We start from the raw sequence: 15,163 nt of genomic DNA, 5'->3' as shown, positions 1-15,163 counted from the left end.
GTGACGTAAAGAATGGTACCAGCGGCTCCGATAGCGCTATATTAGGACTGTCCTGCTTAGGCTCTGGAGAAGGAAATCCTGATGTACCTATCGAAGTCATTCCTGGGTCTTGCTTCAATGGCTGCGCTGGCAGGCTGTGACACAGACGGCGACCCAAACAGCAAAACCGTATACATCAACGTTCCGGCCATGACCATCAGCGGCGCCTTCTCTCTGAACGGCGGCTCATTCCCGGCGTCACAATATGAACACGGAATAATCTCTCTGGCCGATAGCAACGGCAACGAAGCGCAACTGGGCAAAACGTACAGTGTTAGCTATCAGACCGAGGTGGTCGCAGGTAACTACCGAACACAGTACAGCCATGTTTATGGAGGAGCACAGGTTCCTGTTAACCGGGGCAACGAGATCGAGGCTGGGTTCTCTTTGCTGGAAGACCAGGCGCTGGATATCAACGCCACGGCGTTCCAGGCGCAATTTACCTTTACCCTCAATGGCGCGCCGTTTCCAGTTAGTGAATACGACGACGCTCTGTTCTACCTGCAGCCACAGGGTGGCGGTGAACGAATACTGCTGGGCAACAGCAACGACGGCAGTGGCACGGTCCGCGTGATTCCAGACACCTACACTGTGGTTTACGAACACGTAACCGGTAATCAGGTTCCAGGCAACAAACACGCTACCATCCTCAGTGGCGTGGTGGTAAGCGATACCACAGCATTGACCGTAAACCTGGAAGCCACTCAAATTAACCCTTCGTTTACCCTGAACGGCTTTCCTTTTCCGGCAACCCTGAATGAACATGCGCTATTCGTGATGCAAACAACAGGCATGGGCAATGAGGTTTTCCTCGGGAGAAGCTTCCTCTCGCCAACAACTCTGTTCGCTTTAAACGGCAGTTACGACGTATTTTACGAGTACATCAATGGTGCCACTATTCCCGTGAATGATCGCGCCAGAATACGTAACCTCACCCTTCCTTAACGTTTCTTTAAAGGGCGATCCCGGTCCTTTAAGTGAAAAATCCGGCTGAATGCACTACCTTGTGTTCGCCAGACATGTATTCGGAGGTCGATCCGATGGCCCACTACACCATCATAGATGTTATCAGTAAGCCAAAAACAGAAGCAGGCTTGCAAAAATACGATGTCACCATTGAAGACGTGAGCGGCAACGCCATCACTAAGACGATAGTCACACCGCCCGGAAAATTCCGGGATATTATGAGTGAACACTATCCTGACGCCAAAATAACCTACTCATTCGATACATCTGTTTTGGATGAATTCCTGGATCCGGAACAGGATCAATAGAATAGACATCACGGTTTAAACAGCGTGTCTCGAACAATTACCGGCAATGGGGTTGCCTGCCGCCTGTCGCCCAGTTGCTGAATCATTTTTTCACCATTCATGATCACCGGTTGCCGCCACAGATAACGCATTTTCATCACTTCTTTCATCAATGGGCTGACTAATGCGGCCAATCTCAGCCCCCACCAGGGAAAGGCTGATATCCTGGCGCTGACCCCCATCGTCTGAAAAGCGTTCTGCCAATCGGCTTTGCTCAATGCCAAACCGGGGTCGTGAAACACCTCCCAGTCGAGCAACGGCTCGTTCAGCAGTTGCGCCGTATTCGCACACAGATCAGGCAGGTAACTGTAGTAATGCACATGCTGGTCGTCGTGTGGCAGTTTCAGCCTGACCCGGTTTCCTTTAACCGAAGCCATCAGGTCCAGCCAGGTCATGGTTGTGTTCGGGCCGATGAAATCACCTGCGCGCACGATCAATACCCGAGCGCCCTGCTCGCTGGCCCGGTGCAGCCGCTGCTCCATCTGCTGGCGAATGAGACCTTTGTCGGTCGGTGGGTTCATGCAAACCTGTTCATCAACCGGTTCAGCCTGCGGCGCATACCCATACACATTACCCGGGAATACGAGCTGAAGCTTCAGCTGCTCGGCCGCTCTCACAGTCGGTTCCAGCATGGCCAGCGCTTGCTGATGCCAGCGGTGGTACTGCGGATTGGCAGCATAGACCAGCAAGTCGGCCCCTCGTGCGGCTTGTAATACGGCCGACGCATCCTGAGCGCTACCGCTGATAACACAGTCCGGTTGTAGCCAGTCGGGTGCCTTGGCCGGGTCGCGCATCAACGCCCGGATACCCCAGCCCTGTTCACGCAGAGCGAGCGCCATCTGTGCGCCGAAATTGCCGGTAATGCCAATGATCAGTGCGGTTTTCATAGTAATTCTCCTTGCCTGTTAGTGTCGATACCGCCATTCTATTATTCATATAGATATATAGAATCGACAATAATTGACCATGGCAATGCACATATGAATAACCTCGACTGGCAACACTGGCAGTACTTTCTCCATATTGCTCAGGCAGGCAGCCTGAACCGGGCCGCTGACACACTGGGTGTTTCTCAGCCCACCCTGTCGCGGCACCTGCACACGCTGGAAAAACAGCTCGGCCAGACTCTGTTCGACCGCAGCACCCAGGGGCTGTCTCCAACCCGCTTCGGCCAAAGCCTGATTGAGGAGGCCGAACAGATGCGCACCTCGGCCCAACGGCTCGAACGCCTGGCCGCCGGGCAGGACCAGGCCGTGACCGGGCGGGTTCGTTTGTCGGCCAACGAACCGATCGCTCTTCACTACCTGCCCAGAATTCTTCCGGATTTCATGGATGCCAACCCGGCACTCTCGGTCGAAGTGGAAGTCACCAACAAAGCCACTAGCCTAGACAAGCGCGATGCCGACGTCGCCATCCGCATGTTTCCACCGCAACAACCCGACCTGATCGCCCGCCACCTGTTTGATATTCCACTGGGCTTCTATGCCAGCGCCCGTTATTTCGCCAAACATGGGAATCCAACCACCGCCGAAGCATTGTTCCAACACCGGTTACTGGGGTATGACCGCGATAAACAATTTGAGAACGGCGCTGCTGAGCTGGGTTGGCCGGTCCGCAATGAAGACTTCTACTTCCGCACCGACAACATGGCGCTGCACCTGGAAATGGCGCGCCACGGCGGTGGTATTGTCGGCACGCATCAGCAACTGGCTGCATCGTTGGGGCTGGTGTCAGTCGAGGTAGAAATAACGCTTCCAAAGCTGCCGCTCTATTTGTGCTGTCACCGGGACGTAAAGCACAACCGGCGAATACGATTGCTGATGGATTTTCTGGCAGAACATCTGGATTGTTTTCCAGATCGCGCCGGAACCCTCTCGAGCTTATAACAACCGGGATTCAGCTTCCTCTGAGAATACCGAACCAAAGTCTACGGTTCGGGTTTCCCAGAACGCCAGGTTCAGGTGCATCTCGATGTCATGCAGGTGGTGACTCATGCACTGCACGGCCTTAACCGGATCCTGCGCTTCAATGGCCTGAATGATGTTGCCGTGCTCGTCACAGCCACATTGAGGGTTGTTGTGTTGCTGGTACAGCGAAATGATCAGTGAGCTGCGGGTTATCAGGTCATTCAGCATTTCTTCCAGAACGGCGTTACCGGCCAGCCTCGCAAGCAACAAATGGAACTGGCCAGACTCACGAATAATAACCTCTCGCGGCCCATTGCGAATCGCAGCCTGTTCTTTGTCGCGCTGTTTTTTTAGCAGTGAGATATCAAGCTTGCGTACGCCACTGACCAGTATTTCTATAACACCACGTTCAATGACCGATCGCGCGGTAAAGACGGCCCGGGCTTCTTCGACAGAGGGTTGCGCAATGCTCGCACCCCGGTTGGGCTGAATGCTGACGATACGGCGCAATGCCAAACGCTGCAGAGCCGATCGCACATGATTGCGGTTGGCCTTCAGGCTGTCTACCAATTGCGCTTCTACCAGTCTGGTACCCGGCGGCAGCCGCTGTTCGGCCACGGCCCGGGCAATGGTGTCGGCGATGCGTTCTATCTCAGACGCTTTACTCGCGGGTTTCATAGTGGCTCCAACATTGTTAACAATTTAATCTACTTTTTGGCACTGAATCTGTGCAATCACCCCAGACCCGACCCCAAAATAAAGCACTGTAAGAATAGGCTTCTCATCGGCGCTTTCACTCAAAACCTGCCTGAATAATCAGCTTTATAATAAAAATTAAAGGAAGTCAGACGCTTAGCAGGCGGTGAGCTTATCTGGCATTCACCTTGCAACTTGCCTGCCATTAATTGCTAACAATTTATGGGAATGCAGTATGGCAGGTTCGGTTGAACTGATACAAACCACCAAGCTCTATGACGGTCACCGGGCAGTCGATGGCATTAACCTGAAGGTACCCGGCGGCAGTTACTGCTGCCTGCTGGGCCCGAGCGGGTGCGGCAAAAGCACAACCTTGCGCATGATTGCCGGGCACGAAGCGGTGTCTGACGGCGACATCCTGCTGGACAACCGCAACGTCACCTTGCTGTCGCCGCGCCAGCGCGGCACCGCCATGATGTTTCAGAACTACGCGTTGTTCCCGCACCTGTCGTGCCGTGACAACGTTGCCTATGGCCTGAAGATCGCGGGTCAGGGAAAGGCCGAACGCTACCGCGCGGCTGATGACATGCTGGACCTGGTCACGATGAGTGGCTTTGCCGACAAATTGCCCGGCCAACTCTCGGGCGGGCAACAACAGCGCATAGCCCTGGCCCGGGCACTGATTTGCCGGCCGGAGGTTGTCTTGCTGGATGAGCCGCTGTCGGCACTCGACCCGTTCCTGCGCGTGCGCATGCGCAAGGAATTAAAAAGTTTGCAGCGACAACTCGGCCTGACGTTTATCCATGTCACGCACTCCCAGGAGGAAGCGTTCGCTCTGGCCGACCTCGCCATCGTGATGTCGGATGGGCGCATTGAACAAAGTGGCCACCCGCGCGACATCTTTGAAGCCCCGCGCACCGAGTTCGTGGCTAACTTCATCGGCGGGCACAATGTCTTGCAGCCCAACAGCACTCTACTGCCAACCGATTTGCATCCGTCTTTTTCGATTCGCGCCGACCAGCTGACGATCGAACCACTGGATGTTACGCCGCCCAATACGATCACCCGCCTTGAAGCGACCATTGTCGATGTGGAATTCCAGGCACAGTTTTTCTACGTGGAAACCCGACTGGACGATGGCCAGACGGTGATGTGTTACCTCCCAGAAAACCGAATGGATGACGCTCTGGTGTGTCACGGTCAGCGCGTTGCGCTGCACTGGGAAAAGAGTGCCATCAATCTGTTCGACACCCGCGCAACAACCCGCTGAGGAAATGACAATGAATGACAACGATACACCCGACAATACAGAAGACACCACGGTCAAAAGTAAAGGCCTGAACCGCCGCAAACTGCTCAAGGGCGCTGCCGGCGTTGGTGTGGCCGCCGTCAGTAGTGGTGCCATTACCGGCTTCCCGATGATCTGGGCGCAGAACATCAAGAACGTCACACTGCGCCAGTTCGGCACCGGGGTGTCCAACCTCAATGCCATTGCCGACAAGTGCAAGGAAGACCTGGGTTTTAACCTGCAGTTAACCTCGCTGGATTCCGACAGCGTGACCCAGCGTGCCGTCACCCAGCCCAATTCCTACGACATTGCCGATATTGAATACTGGATCTGCAAGAAAGTATTTCCGTCGGGTGCCATGCAGCCGCTGGATGTGCGCCGCCTCAGAAATTACGACAAGATCTCGTCGCTGTTCATCAACGGCAAACTGACTGAGGATGCCGACATAGCTCAGGGCACGGCCCCGCACACCGTCGGGTTTGTTCCGGACCGCAACGCCACTACCTTCGCCGACCAGCCAACCGACTGGATGACGCTGATCCCGACGATTTACAACGCCGACACTCTCGGCATTCGCCCGGATCTCGTGGGCCGCCCCATCACCAGCTGGGCCGACATCATGGACCCCGCCTTCAGAGGCCAGACCTCGATCATCAACATTCCTTCGATCGGCATTATGGATGCGGCAATGATCTGCGAGGCCATGGGAGAGATCACCTATGCCGACAAGGGCAACATGACCCGCGGTGAAATCGATCAGACCATTGAGATCTTAAAGGCCGCCAAACGCGATGGTCAGTTCCGTGCGTTCTGGAAGACCTTCGATGAGTCGGTGAATCTGATGGCCTCGGGTGAAGTCATGATCCAGAGCATGTGGTCGCCGGCGGTTGCCGCCGTACGCAGCCAGGGCGTCCCCTGTGTCTATCAGCCGTTGCAGGAAGGTTACCGGGCCTGGGGCGGTGGCTTGGGTCTGGCATCGCATTTGTCCGGCCTGGAACTGGATGCCGCTTACGAGTACATCGACTGGTACCTCTCCGGCTGGGTCGGTGCTTACCTGAACCGCCAGGGGTACTACAGCGCCGCACCGGAAACCTCGCGCGCCTACATGAGCGAGGACGAATGGGGTTACTGGATGCAGGGCCGTGAAGCCCAGGGCGACATTCTGAGCCCGAGTGGCGATGTGATGGAACGGGCAGGTGCCGTGCGCGACGGTGGTTCCTTCGAAGAACGCATGGGCAGTGTTGCGTGTTGGAATTCAGTGATGGATGAAAACCAGTACATGGTCCGCAAGTGGAACGAATTCATCGTTTCCTGACCTTCACCTGTGCCGGTTCCTGTGACAACGGGCACCGGCCGTTCAAGGAGTTTCCATGGCGCGCATGTCTATGGCACACAACCTACACAGCTACTGGCAAGCGCTGCCGTTAACGCTGGTGTTGCTGGCTTTTCTGGTGTTTCCCATCGCCGTGATCGGGATTGTCAGTTTCTGGGATTACAATTCCTACTCACTGATACCGGATTTCATGCTCGACAATTACCAGTACCTGCTGAGTTCGCCGGTTACCTTGCAGGCGTACCTGAACACCTTCAAATACGCCGCCCTGACCTGGTTTTTCACCCTGTCGATCGGCTTTACCGTCGCCTATTTTCTGGCCTTTCACCTGCGTTCAACCCGAACACAGACACTGTGCTTTGTCATCTGCACCGTGCCGTTTTTTACCTCGAACATCATCCGCATGATTTCCTGGATACCGCTGCTGGGTCGTAACGGTCTGGTTAACTCCACGCTTCAGGCAAGCGGACTGACCGAGCAGCCGTTGAGCTTTCTGCTCTACAGTGATTTCGCCGTCGTGCTGGCGTATGTGCACCTCTACACGCTGTTTATGGTCGTTCCTATCTTCAACAGCATGATGCGCATTGATCGCAACCTGGTTGAAGCCGCCGTGGATGCCGGTGCCTCCGGTTTTCAGATCATCCGGGACATCATTGTGCCGTTGTCCCGCTCCGGCATTATTGTCGGCAGCATTTTCGTGTTCACCCTGGTCATGGGTGATTTTGTCACGGTCAAGATCATGGGCGGTGGCATCAAGGCCAACGTCGGCATGATGATCTACAACGAAATCTCCCTGTTGCAATACCCCGCCGCTGCCGCGAGTGCCATTGTCTTGCTCGCCACCGTGATGATCATGCTGGTGATCCTGTTCCGGCTGGTCGACATTCGCAAGGAGCTGTAACCATGAATAAACGTCCTGGCAGCTTTTACCCCCTGGCCGCCTTTTTTGCCCTGTTCGTACTGTTTTTATATGGCCCGACAATCACCATCGCTCTGCTCTCGTTTCAGGGCCCTGGCGGCGGCCTCACCTTTCCGATGCGTGGCGCTTCTTTTCACTGGTTCGGGCAACTGTTCGAAGCTCAGGCCGTGGGTAATTTCGGGACGTCGTTGCGCCGCTCATTACTGCTTGGCCTGGCTGTCATGATCTGCACTGTGGTGTTTTCACTGCTCGCGGGCCTCGCCTTTCGGAAACGCTTCAAAGGCCAGTCGGTCATATTCTATCTCACGCTGACCAGTCTGATTATCCCCTCCATCCTGATCAGCCTCGGCATCGGGTTGATGTTCGACCGACTGAACCTGGAGTCGACCTGGTACAGTTCCGGCTTCGGCTCCCACCTGACCTGGACCCTGCCCTTCGGCTTGCTGATCATGTTCGCGGTGTTCAATCGCTTCAATCCGAGTTATGAAATGGCCTCGGTCGACCTGGGTGCTTCTCACTGGCAAACCTTTCGCTACATACTGCTGCCTTTGCTGGCACCCAGCCTGATGGGCATCGGCCTGTTCGGGTTCACGCTCAGCTATGACGAATTCGCACGCACGCTGATGACCTCGGGCAGTTTCAATACTCTGCCACTGGAATTGTTCGCGATGACGACAAACGTCACCAGTCCGGTTCTGTATGCACTGGGTACGCTTACGACGGCGATTTCCCTGTCGGTCATCGCGTTGACGTTACTTGCCCTGCGGGTGTTCCGTCGCAAATCGGTTAGGGAGAGTGAGGCGTGATCGCCATCATCAACCCCAATGCCTCGGTACCCATGACCGGGCAACTGGAACGCGAGTGCAATGCGCTGACTGGGTTGCACCATCCATTGACGTTTCATCGCTGCGAAGAAGCGCCACTCAGTATCGAAGGGTACAGCGACGGGGTGGCTGCTGCGTACTGGGTGTCAAATAAGGTGCGTCAGCTGGAAGCGCTGCCGACACCACCGGCCGCCTATGTGATCGCCTGCTTCGACGATACCGGCCTTGATGGCGCGCGCGAGCTTACTTCGGCTCCCGTGCTCGGCATTGGCGAAATGGCCATGCATTCCGCCACGTTACTGTGCCAGTCATTCTGCGTCATGACCACGCTCGAGCGATCCGTACCGATCCTGACACGAAACCTCAACCACTATGGGGTTGCTTCCCGCTGTGCCGGTATTTTTGCGTCCAACATACCAGTGCTCGCGTTGGAGCATGATCCCGACAGCTACCAACGCGTGCTCAACGCCGCTCGTACCGTGCTCGACAAGATGCGTGGCGAGGCTCTGGTACTCGGGTGTGCCGGCATGGGTCAATGGGTTAAACGACTGGAATCGGATTTGGGCGTTCCGGTTCTCGACGGCGTGCGCATCGCCGTAAGTTTCGCCGATGCGATGGTGAATCTGGGCTTAAAAACCAGCAAAGTATTGAGTTACCGGTACCCGGAAGTAAAAACGGATTACCACCTGCCGCTCACCCAGCGATCCAACGGTGACCGGACGGACAACACCTGACCCGATGCTGGACGGCGAGTGATGCTAGCGAGTGGCCAACACATCGTGACACCGCCGCGACGACGTGCGAGTGAAGCCGGTAAACCCATGCGCCTGCAGCAGAGTTTTCAGCGCCGATTCCTGGCTCCACTCCGGATTCACTTCGTAAAACACAGCGGCCGCATGCGCCAGAATGCCTGCCTGACTCAAGGCCTTGAACACCGTGTGTTCATGCCCCTCCACATCCACTTTAATGATCAGGTCAACATGAGTGGGCAGCAATTCCCGCAGCGCCTCAGGCCCCAGTGTGGCGATGGTTTCGGTCAGTCGAAACCAGCCCGGTAATGTACGCAATGACGCGGCACCACTGTGGCCGGGTTTCTTTGCAATGGTAGCCTTACCGGTCGACAACGACACAGCCGCTTTCACGGGCTTAACGACATCATCAACGCCGTTGATGGCAATGTTCGCCGTCAGCAGCGAGAAGGTGCTTGAGACCGGTTCGAAGGCCAGCACCTGCTGGCAGTTCGGATTCAAGCCAGCCAGGATCGAATACAACCCCTGGTTCGCGCCAATATCCAGCAATGCAAATGGCCGCTGCTGTTGCCGTAAAAAGTCGGCCAGGAAATGATCGTAAGCCCCTGTCGAGCAAAAATGAAACGTCGCATCCAGCCAGTTCTTGCGCAACAGAATGCCGTATTCCGATCTCACATAACCGGCCGGTCGTTTCAACGATGAGCGGCGAACGCTGGGGGGACGGGGGTGATGATGACGGGAATGTGCGTTTTCGCTCAATAGGTCAGTCATGACGGTCTCCGCAGGCGTTTGCATCACCCTATGGCGTTGTTGTTACCGTTTAGTGACCCTCGCCCGGTGTTGTTAACAGGCAGCATCGAAAAGCCCGGCTATACTGCCCTCAGTCGCTTACAGGGAGGGCGTATCGTGCAGATGACTACTTGGTGTTTGGTGCGGGGTATTGGCTGGGCCATCACGGCCGCAACGCTGTCAGTAACCGTGCTTGCAGAGGAAACCCGGGAGCTCAGTAGTCAGGCTTTGACCCTCAGTGCCCCAGCCGTCTCCACCCAGCTTCAGCAATTACTTGAACGACGCGATTTCGGCGGCCGCCAGGTAGAGATTACCGACTTCCAGGGACGCACGATTAGTCGCGACACCCAGTCTCCCGAGCGATACGCGCAGCCGACATTGCCCACTCTGACTACTACCCGCTCCGTATCCCAGTTGATTGTGCGGCCAGCGGGTACGGTCACGGTTCGCCTTTCCAGCGAACCCATAGACTTGCCCGGTGGCGTGGCCGTTACCCGTTTCAACGACGCCGATTCAGCCGAATCTGAAGGCTGGTTTCAGCCCACGCTGGAAGCCAGCCCGGTACCCGCGGTATGGGACAACACCCTGGGTCGATACCGGATGCGCCTGTCGCTGGGATTACGCGGCGACAATCTGCCTGCGGGCGCCACCCTGCAACAACCGGTTACCGTGCAATTCGGCTTTCGCGGCCTGAATGCCGATCCCTTTGAAGCCGTCACTCTGGAGCAGACCGGCATCGCCAACGAAAAGCATCTTGAGTTTCTGTTCCTGCCTACCACTGAGCAACCGGTGCTGGAGCTGCGCTCGGCGATTACCGACATCGACTACCCGATAGAAGCCATGCCGAGAATCGCCCTGCGTCCGGTGAATGATTCCATGGTGGGGTTGGGCCTGGGTGAAACCCTGGTACGAGTCGTCCGCTTGCAGCCCGATGGCACCGAAGCCAATGTCCTGAACAACCTGAGAGCAACGGTTGAAGTGACCGCCGGTGGCGCGATTCCCGAGCCTTCGGAGCTCACTTTTCGGGACGGCGATACCGGGTTCATGCTCCGCTCAAGCGGGCTTGAAGACGTGACGGTTCGGGTAACCGCAGGCGCCCATTCAGACAGCATTACCATACCGCAACGGTTTCCCACCACGCCGGTGCTGGCCGCATTGATCGGTGGCGCCGTGGGCGGGTTTTCCAGACGGTTTAGCCGAAACGCCTCAGGCGGCACCGGGCTCGCTCGCATCGCCGAAGGGTTGGCGGTCGCAATCATCGCCTACGTGGCGGGCGTGCTGGGTGTGGGCTACCTAGGCTTACCGGTCGCGGTCGTCAGTACCGAAGCGGGTGCTTTTCTGACCGGCGCTCTCACCGGCTTTGCCGGCGTGACGGTCATTGAATTACTCAGCAAGCGGCTCGCCCCCGGCAGCAAACCCGGATGAACGGTAGCGTTGGGCCAGGTGCGAGACCAGCTCTTCCATCGCCAGGCGCAGTTGCGGCGGGCCAATGACCTCCAGCTCAGCACCAAACCGCAACAACTCGCCACAGCCATGAGACGGGTTGCCCACGGGCATGGTAGCTCGATGCCAGCCTGTCGCACCGGCCGGTTCGACCGTCGTATGGTCGATCACATAGCTGGTGCAGAGAAAGTCCATGATTTTCACCCCGGTGGCCGACAACCGAATGTCAGCCATCACGGGAAACTGCAGGGCCTCCATTCGTCGCAGGCTGGCTTGCCAGAATTCAGTCAAATTGAAGTTGGCCGGTCGTTCAAACACCGCGTCCGTCAGCTCCAGTGATTCGATTCGGGAGACACGATAGGTACGGATGTCCGCCCCCACCTGTGCCACCAGATACCACTGCCCACCCTTTAACACGACGCCCAGCGGCTGAGCCTCACGCTGACGCACGCCCTTCCAGCTCTGGTACGACATGCTTACCAGCCGCTGCTCAAGCACTGCGGTCATCAGCTGCGGCAAGTGCTCGGCTTTTTCATCATCAGAAAACCAGTTGGGTGCATCCAGCAAAAAGCGGCTTTGCAGTCGGCTTGCTTCCCGTCTCATGCCCTCGGGCAGCGCCGTCATCAGTTTCAGTTGGGCATCAGCCAGGGTCGACTGCAGGCCCATCTTCTGGGCCGGGCCTGTCAAGCCGGCCAGAAAAAGCGTTTCCGCCTCTTCGGTCGAGAGGCCATTCAGGCGTGTGCGGTAGCCGTTCAGTAACCGGTAACCACCCTGAACCCCCTGCTCGCTGTACACCGGCACCCCCATTTCACTAAGCGCATCGATATCCCGGTAAACGGTACGCACCGAAGTCTCACAGACCTGCGCCAGCTCCGTTGCGGTCACTTTGTCGTGGGTTTGCAATGTCATCAGCAGCTTCAATAGCCGGCCAGCTCTCATGGCGTAAGTTCTCTCGGGCAGTGTCGGAAACTTTTTTCAGTATAGCGTTTATACCTGACACAAGGTGTCAGGTTTAGTCACTACCATGACTCGGGCAGTACCACTGACACCCAAGACCACCCAAGGAGACCGACCATGAGCAAAGACACTATCCTTCTATACCATGCGCCCCAAACACGCGGCACCGGCATCTGGTACCTGCTGGAAGAGCTGGGCGTTCCCTACGAGATGAAAATTCTGAACCTAAAGAAAGGCGAGAACCACGAGCCGGAGTTTCTGGCCATCAACCCGCTGGGCAAGTTCCCGACGCTGGTTCATAACGGCATGGTGATTACCGAGCAGGTTGCCTGCTACCTCTACCTGGCTGACCTGTTTCCTGAAAAGGGTCTGGCCCCCGGCCTGAATGACCCGAAACGCGGTGCCTATCTGCGCTGGATGGCGTATCAGGGCAGCAGTTTTGAACCCGCCGTTGTCGACCGTGCCCTAAAACGCGAACCGGGTGATCCGTCCATCATGCCGTATCGAAGCTTCGATCAGATGCAAAGCACCCTGTTCGATCAGATTGCCAAAGCCCCTTACTTGCTGGGTGATAAACCCTACGCTGTCGACTTTTTCTGGGGGATGACGCTGAAATGGTGCCGTCAGTTCGGCATGGTAGACACCAATCCGGTGGTTGATGCCTATATAGACAGCATTATATCGCGCCCGGCCTATATCAAGATCGAACAGCAGGACCAGAAACTGGCGGACGAACAGGCTGCCGCGCAAACAGAAACAGCCTGACGCGGGCGTTCAATTTACAGAGTGACTGGCTCAGCAAACGCCGAGCAATGGCAGATGCTTGAGGCTGTGATACTTCAAAGCAACCTCGATGCAATGCGCTAACGGCAGTTGTCTGATATCTGCACCGACGGGTATCACAACTGCCCGTTTACCTTCAAAGCGGAACTCCCCCCGATACCGCTCTCTGAGCGTTTCGATCATGCGGGTCTGGCAGTGAAAGAACAGTTTGATCACGTCTGGGTCTTCAGGCTTCCAGTCCATTCGAATCGGGGTGCCGCCCTTTACCTGAAAGCTTGCTTCACCCCACTTTAGGGATTCTGCAACCTCACCCAGCTCGTGCTCGGCTGCCTGTGCCAGAATGAGATCACGCACACGTTCAAGCTGCTGCCTGGCCGGGCTTGGGTAGCTGTCAAATTTGGCTTTGATGTCTGGATTCACGGTCTCTTTCCCCCTCAGAGCCCCAGCGCTCCCCGCCGCAGCCAATCGTGCACAAACGCCAGTTTATAACGCGCGTGCTCCGAGAGCACGAAGGGATACAGATCCGACAGCCCCATGGACCGGTTAATATGGTTCACGCCCACGGTAAGCGACGCTGCGACGCGAATCAGCCGCTCTGCGTCGGGTTCCGAATAAGGGTCCCAGCCCGAATCCGGTATCTGTGGCGACGACAGGCCGGTCGCCACAAAGCTGTCGGCGATGTCGGTCAGGTGCAACAGATGTGACGCGGTTTCCGCGAAATCTTCATGCGGGTGGGATGACGCATAGCTGGTCAGGTAATGTTGCCGCCACTCGGCCGGCGGGCCATTTTCATAGTGGTATTGCAACGCTGCCTGGTAGTCGATGCGTTCATCGCCGAACATGGCGCGAAACGCATCCAGAAAATCTTCCCGCAGGCTCAGGCGCCACCAGAGCATATGAGCGATCTCGTGGCGCATGTGGCCGATCATGGTTCGATACGGCTCCTGCAAGGCTTCACGGCGGGAGGTGACCAGTATGGGGTCGACCTCAGCGACACTGATGGTTACCACGCCTTCCGCATGGCCCATCGGCACCGGCGTTGGCCCTTCCGCGAGTAAGTGAAACACCGGCGGCGCACCCGGATCTTCCGGGCGGAACCAGTGCCAGCGGCCCAGGTTATCCAACGCCCAGCGCTTGGCCGCCTCGGTTTGCGCCCAGTTGGGAATGGCATTGGGGAGCGTCGGATCGGGTGCCAGCGCGGTCATGGCGCAGGATCGACAAAACGCTCCCTGTTTCGGGGCTATCCAGTTACAGCCGATTTTCTCCCGGTTCGCACAAAACGGCGGGGTCGGCAAAAAAGCACGTGCTTGTGGGTCATAGGCAACGGGGGTGCCTTCGGCGGTGGTCAGGTTGTCGAACCAGAGTGTTCCGGCACCGACCGGGTTCGCGAAGACTCGCATAATGGACCCTTACAATAGAGCATGTATCATCATATTGGGGGTAAGAGCCACTCCACTACAACCGCCATGACACTAAAAACCGACAATTGCATCCAAAGTTGGCTTTATTTAATACGTATTCATGGCCTTGGGAAATTTGAACGACGTTACGGGTAAATACATATTGTGAATGCCTCTGTATTAAAAATAATGGTTGCTTTAGCTCTGTTACTGAGCACTCAGGCATGCGCCCATCTACCACAACGGTGTCAGCCAAATTGGTATGTGACGGGTTATTACACCCCAGTTGAAACAGATTACGCCGGTGCAGCCGACACAACCATTTCTATTAATGATCAGGGCGACCAAGTCTTCAGCGAAGCGTTTCTCGCAGCCGTCAAAGTGGAAGGCTGGGGTAAAACTCGCTTTGGCTGGTACCTCGGGTACTACGGCAATCAGTGGCATCGCAGCGCTCAACCGCTGGATGCGCTGGGCCAGACGCTCAACATCGGCACGGTAGCGACGGATCCGATGGTAGTCACCACCGGGTCAAGAGTGGTCATCGAGAACATGGAATCTTCGTTGCCAGAACATCAATTTGTTGCCCGCGATGTCGGCGCTCTGGTGAAACGGAATCACATCGACGTGTATACTGGCGAGGGCGAGGCCGCCAAACACCTGACCTGGCAAATTACCGGACAAAGGACGGTATGCGTTTATCCAACCTGACTTAAAGGATTATTC

General features: G+C 56.5%; 17 protein-coding genes. 11 read left to right on the top strand and 6 right to left on the bottom strand.

Annotation, left to right across the window (positions count from 1 at the left end; genetic code table 11):
• The first annotated feature begins 81 nt into the window (after positions 1-81).
• Together EP166_RS17285 and EP166_RS17280 are read left to right on the top strand one after the other, a co-directional pair.
• Complete coding sequence (locus EP166_RS17285) at positions 82-984, top strand: hypothetical protein (RefSeq protein WP_127559381.1); 903 nt, start codon at positions 82-84, stop codon at positions 982-984.
• 95 nt (positions 985-1,079) lie between these two features.
• Positions 1,080-1,313 (top strand): hypothetical protein, encoded by a 234-nt coding sequence (locus EP166_RS17280; RefSeq protein ID WP_127559379.1) that lies wholly within the window; start codon positions 1,080-1,082, stop codon positions 1,311-1,313.
• Positions 1,314-1,321: 8 nt separating this feature from the next.
• On the opposite strand, the gene EP166_RS17275 is transcribed toward EP166_RS17280, so the two are convergent.
• Positions 1,322-2,239 (bottom strand): NAD-dependent epimerase/dehydratase family protein, encoded by a 918-nt coding sequence (locus EP166_RS17275; protein ID WP_127559377.1) that lies wholly within the window; start codon positions 2,237-2,239, stop codon positions 1,322-1,324.
• 93 nt (positions 2,240-2,332) lie between these two features.
• Here EP166_RS17275 and EP166_RS17270 point away from each other — a divergent pair, with 93 nt between their 5' ends.
• Positions 2,333-3,238, top strand: a complete 906-nt coding sequence (locus tag EP166_RS17270) for a LysR family transcriptional regulator (protein WP_127559375.1) — start codon at positions 2,333-2,335, stop codon at positions 3,236-3,238.
• Here EP166_RS17270 and EP166_RS17265 read toward each other — a convergent pair.
• Entirely contained in the window at positions 3,233-3,937 is a 705-nt protein-coding gene (locus EP166_RS17265) for a GntR family transcriptional regulator (protein WP_127559373.1), read from the bottom strand. The two genes, EP166_RS17270 and EP166_RS17265, sit on opposite strands and share 6 nt — an antisense overlap.
• 253 nt (positions 3,938-4,190) lie before the next feature.
• Between EP166_RS17265 and EP166_RS17260 the strand changes: the two genes are divergently transcribed.
• The 5 genes from EP166_RS17260 to EP166_RS17240 are packed head-to-tail and all read left to right on the top strand — an operon-like array spanning position 4,191 to position 9,053.
• Positions 4,191-5,225, top strand: a complete 1,035-nt coding sequence (locus tag EP166_RS17260; RefSeq protein WP_127559371.1) for an ABC transporter ATP-binding protein — start codon at positions 4,191-4,193, stop codon at positions 5,223-5,225.
• A 10-nt stretch (positions 5,226-5,235) separates the two neighbouring features.
• On the top strand, positions 5,236-6,558 hold the full coding sequence (locus EP166_RS17255) for an ABC transporter substrate-binding protein (protein ID WP_246026337.1): 1,323 nt from the start codon (positions 5,236-5,238) through the stop codon (positions 6,556-6,558).
• 55 nt (positions 6,559-6,613) lie between these two features.
• Positions 6,614-7,477 (top strand): ABC transporter permease, encoded by an 864-nt coding sequence (locus EP166_RS17250; protein WP_246026336.1) that lies wholly within the window; start codon positions 6,614-6,616, stop codon positions 7,475-7,477.
• A gap of 2 nt (positions 7,478-7,479) precedes the next feature.
• Complete coding sequence (locus EP166_RS17245; protein WP_127559367.1) at positions 7,480-8,301, top strand: ABC transporter permease; 822 nt, start codon at positions 7,480-7,482, stop codon at positions 8,299-8,301.
• Entirely contained in the window at positions 8,298-9,053 is a 756-nt protein-coding gene (locus EP166_RS17240) for an aspartate/glutamate racemase family protein (RefSeq protein WP_246026335.1), read from the top strand. The genes EP166_RS17245 and EP166_RS17240 overlap by 4 nt, the downstream gene beginning before the upstream one ends.
• A gap of 24 nt (positions 9,054-9,077) precedes the next feature.
• Here EP166_RS17240 and EP166_RS17235 read toward each other — a convergent pair whose 3' ends face one another.
• Positions 9,078-9,839 (bottom strand): FkbM family methyltransferase, encoded by a 762-nt coding sequence (locus tag EP166_RS17235; protein WP_164743997.1) that lies wholly within the window; start codon positions 9,837-9,839, stop codon positions 9,078-9,080.
• Between the two features lie 135 nt (positions 9,840-9,974).
• On the opposite strand from EP166_RS17235, the gene EP166_RS17230 reads away from it, so the two are divergent.
• Positions 9,975-11,282, top strand: a complete 1,308-nt coding sequence (locus EP166_RS17230; protein ID WP_127559363.1) for a hypothetical protein — start codon at positions 9,975-9,977, stop codon at positions 11,280-11,282.
• Here EP166_RS17230 and EP166_RS17225 read toward each other — a convergent pair.
• A complete protein-coding gene (locus tag EP166_RS17225) occupies positions 11,241-12,239 on the bottom strand; it encodes a helix-turn-helix transcriptional regulator (protein WP_127559361.1) in 999 nt (332 codons plus the stop codon). The two genes, EP166_RS17230 and EP166_RS17225, sit on opposite strands and share 42 nt — an antisense overlap.
• A gap of 135 nt (positions 12,240-12,374) precedes the next feature.
• Here EP166_RS17225 and EP166_RS17220 point away from each other — a divergent pair, with 135 nt between their 5' ends.
• Positions 12,375-13,022 (top strand): glutathione S-transferase family protein, encoded by a 648-nt coding sequence (locus EP166_RS17220; protein ID WP_127559359.1) that lies wholly within the window; start codon positions 12,375-12,377, stop codon positions 13,020-13,022.
• Positions 13,023-13,052: 30 nt separating this feature from the next.
• Here EP166_RS17220 and EP166_RS17215 read toward each other — a convergent pair whose 3' ends face one another.
• Together EP166_RS17215 and EP166_RS17210 are read right to left on the bottom strand one after the other, a co-directional pair.
• Positions 13,053-13,460 carry a DUF1801 domain-containing protein gene (locus EP166_RS17215; protein WP_127559357.1) on the bottom strand — a complete coding sequence of 136 codons (408 nt, stop codon included), beginning with the start codon at positions 13,458-13,460 and terminating at the stop codon, positions 13,053-13,055.
• Positions 13,461-13,474: 14 nt separating this feature from the next.
• Complete coding sequence (locus tag EP166_RS17210) at positions 13,475-14,440, bottom strand: zinc-binding metallopeptidase family protein (RefSeq protein WP_127559355.1); 966 nt, start codon at positions 14,438-14,440, stop codon at positions 13,475-13,477.
• A 165-nt stretch (positions 14,441-14,605) separates the two neighbouring features.
• Here EP166_RS17210 and EP166_RS17205 point away from each other — a divergent pair, with 165 nt between their 5' ends.
• Positions 14,606-15,148, top strand: coding sequence for a 3D domain-containing protein (locus EP166_RS17205; protein ID WP_127559353.1), 543 nt, complete (start codon positions 14,606-14,608; stop codon positions 15,146-15,148).
• The last annotated feature ends 15 nt before the right edge of the window (positions 15,149-15,163 follow it).

It is taken from the genome of Saccharospirillum alexandrii (assembly GCF_004000275.1).
GTDB classification, from domain to species: Bacteria; Pseudomonadota; Gammaproteobacteria; order Pseudomonadales; family Natronospirillaceae; genus Saccharospirillum; species Saccharospirillum alexandrii.
Note: the sequence above shows the minus strand (reverse complement) of the source record. Positions and strands in the feature narration are given on the sequence as shown.

Excerpts from the sequence above, each read along its gene's own strand:
- EP166_RS17285 (WP_127559381.1), top strand. The coding sequence starts at position 82 with ATGTACCTATCGAAGTCATTCCTGGGTCTTGCTTCAATGGCTGCGCTG.
- EP166_RS17280 (WP_127559379.1), top strand. The coding sequence starts at position 1,080 with ATGGCCCACTACACCATCATAGATGTTATCAGTAAGCCAAAAACAGAA.
- EP166_RS17275 (WP_127559377.1), bottom strand. The coding sequence starts at position 2,239 with ATGAAAACCGCACTGATCATTGGCATTACCGGCAATTTCGGCGCACAG.
- EP166_RS17270 (WP_127559375.1), top strand. The coding sequence starts at position 2,333 with ATGAATAACCTCGACTGGCAACACTGGCAGTACTTTCTCCATATTGCT.
- EP166_RS17265 (WP_127559373.1), bottom strand. The coding sequence starts at position 3,937 with ATGAAACCCGCGAGTAAAGCGTCTGAGATAGAACGCATCGCCGACACC.
- EP166_RS17260 (WP_127559371.1), top strand. The coding sequence starts at position 4,191 with ATGGCAGGTTCGGTTGAACTGATACAAACCACCAAGCTCTATGACGGT.
- EP166_RS17255 (WP_246026337.1), top strand. The coding sequence starts at position 5,236 with ATGAATGACAACGATACACCCGACAATACAGAAGACACCACGGTCAAA.
- EP166_RS17250 (WP_246026336.1), top strand. The coding sequence starts at position 6,614 with ATGGCGCGCATGTCTATGGCACACAACCTACACAGCTACTGGCAAGCG.
- EP166_RS17245 (WP_127559367.1), top strand. The coding sequence starts at position 7,480 with ATGAATAAACGTCCTGGCAGCTTTTACCCCCTGGCCGCCTTTTTTGCC.
- EP166_RS17235 (WP_164743997.1), bottom strand. The coding sequence starts at position 9,839 with ATGACTGACCTATTGAGCGAAAACGCACATTCCCGTCATCATCACCCC.
- EP166_RS17225 (WP_127559361.1), bottom strand. The coding sequence starts at position 12,239 with ATGAGAGCTGGCCGGCTATTGAAGCTGCTGATGACATTGCAAACCCAC.
- EP166_RS17220 (WP_127559359.1), top strand. The coding sequence starts at position 12,375 with ATGAGCAAAGACACTATCCTTCTATACCATGCGCCCCAAACACGCGGC.
- EP166_RS17210 (WP_127559355.1), bottom strand. The coding sequence starts at position 14,440 with ATGCGAGTCTTCGCGAACCCGGTCGGTGCCGGAACACTCTGGTTCGAC.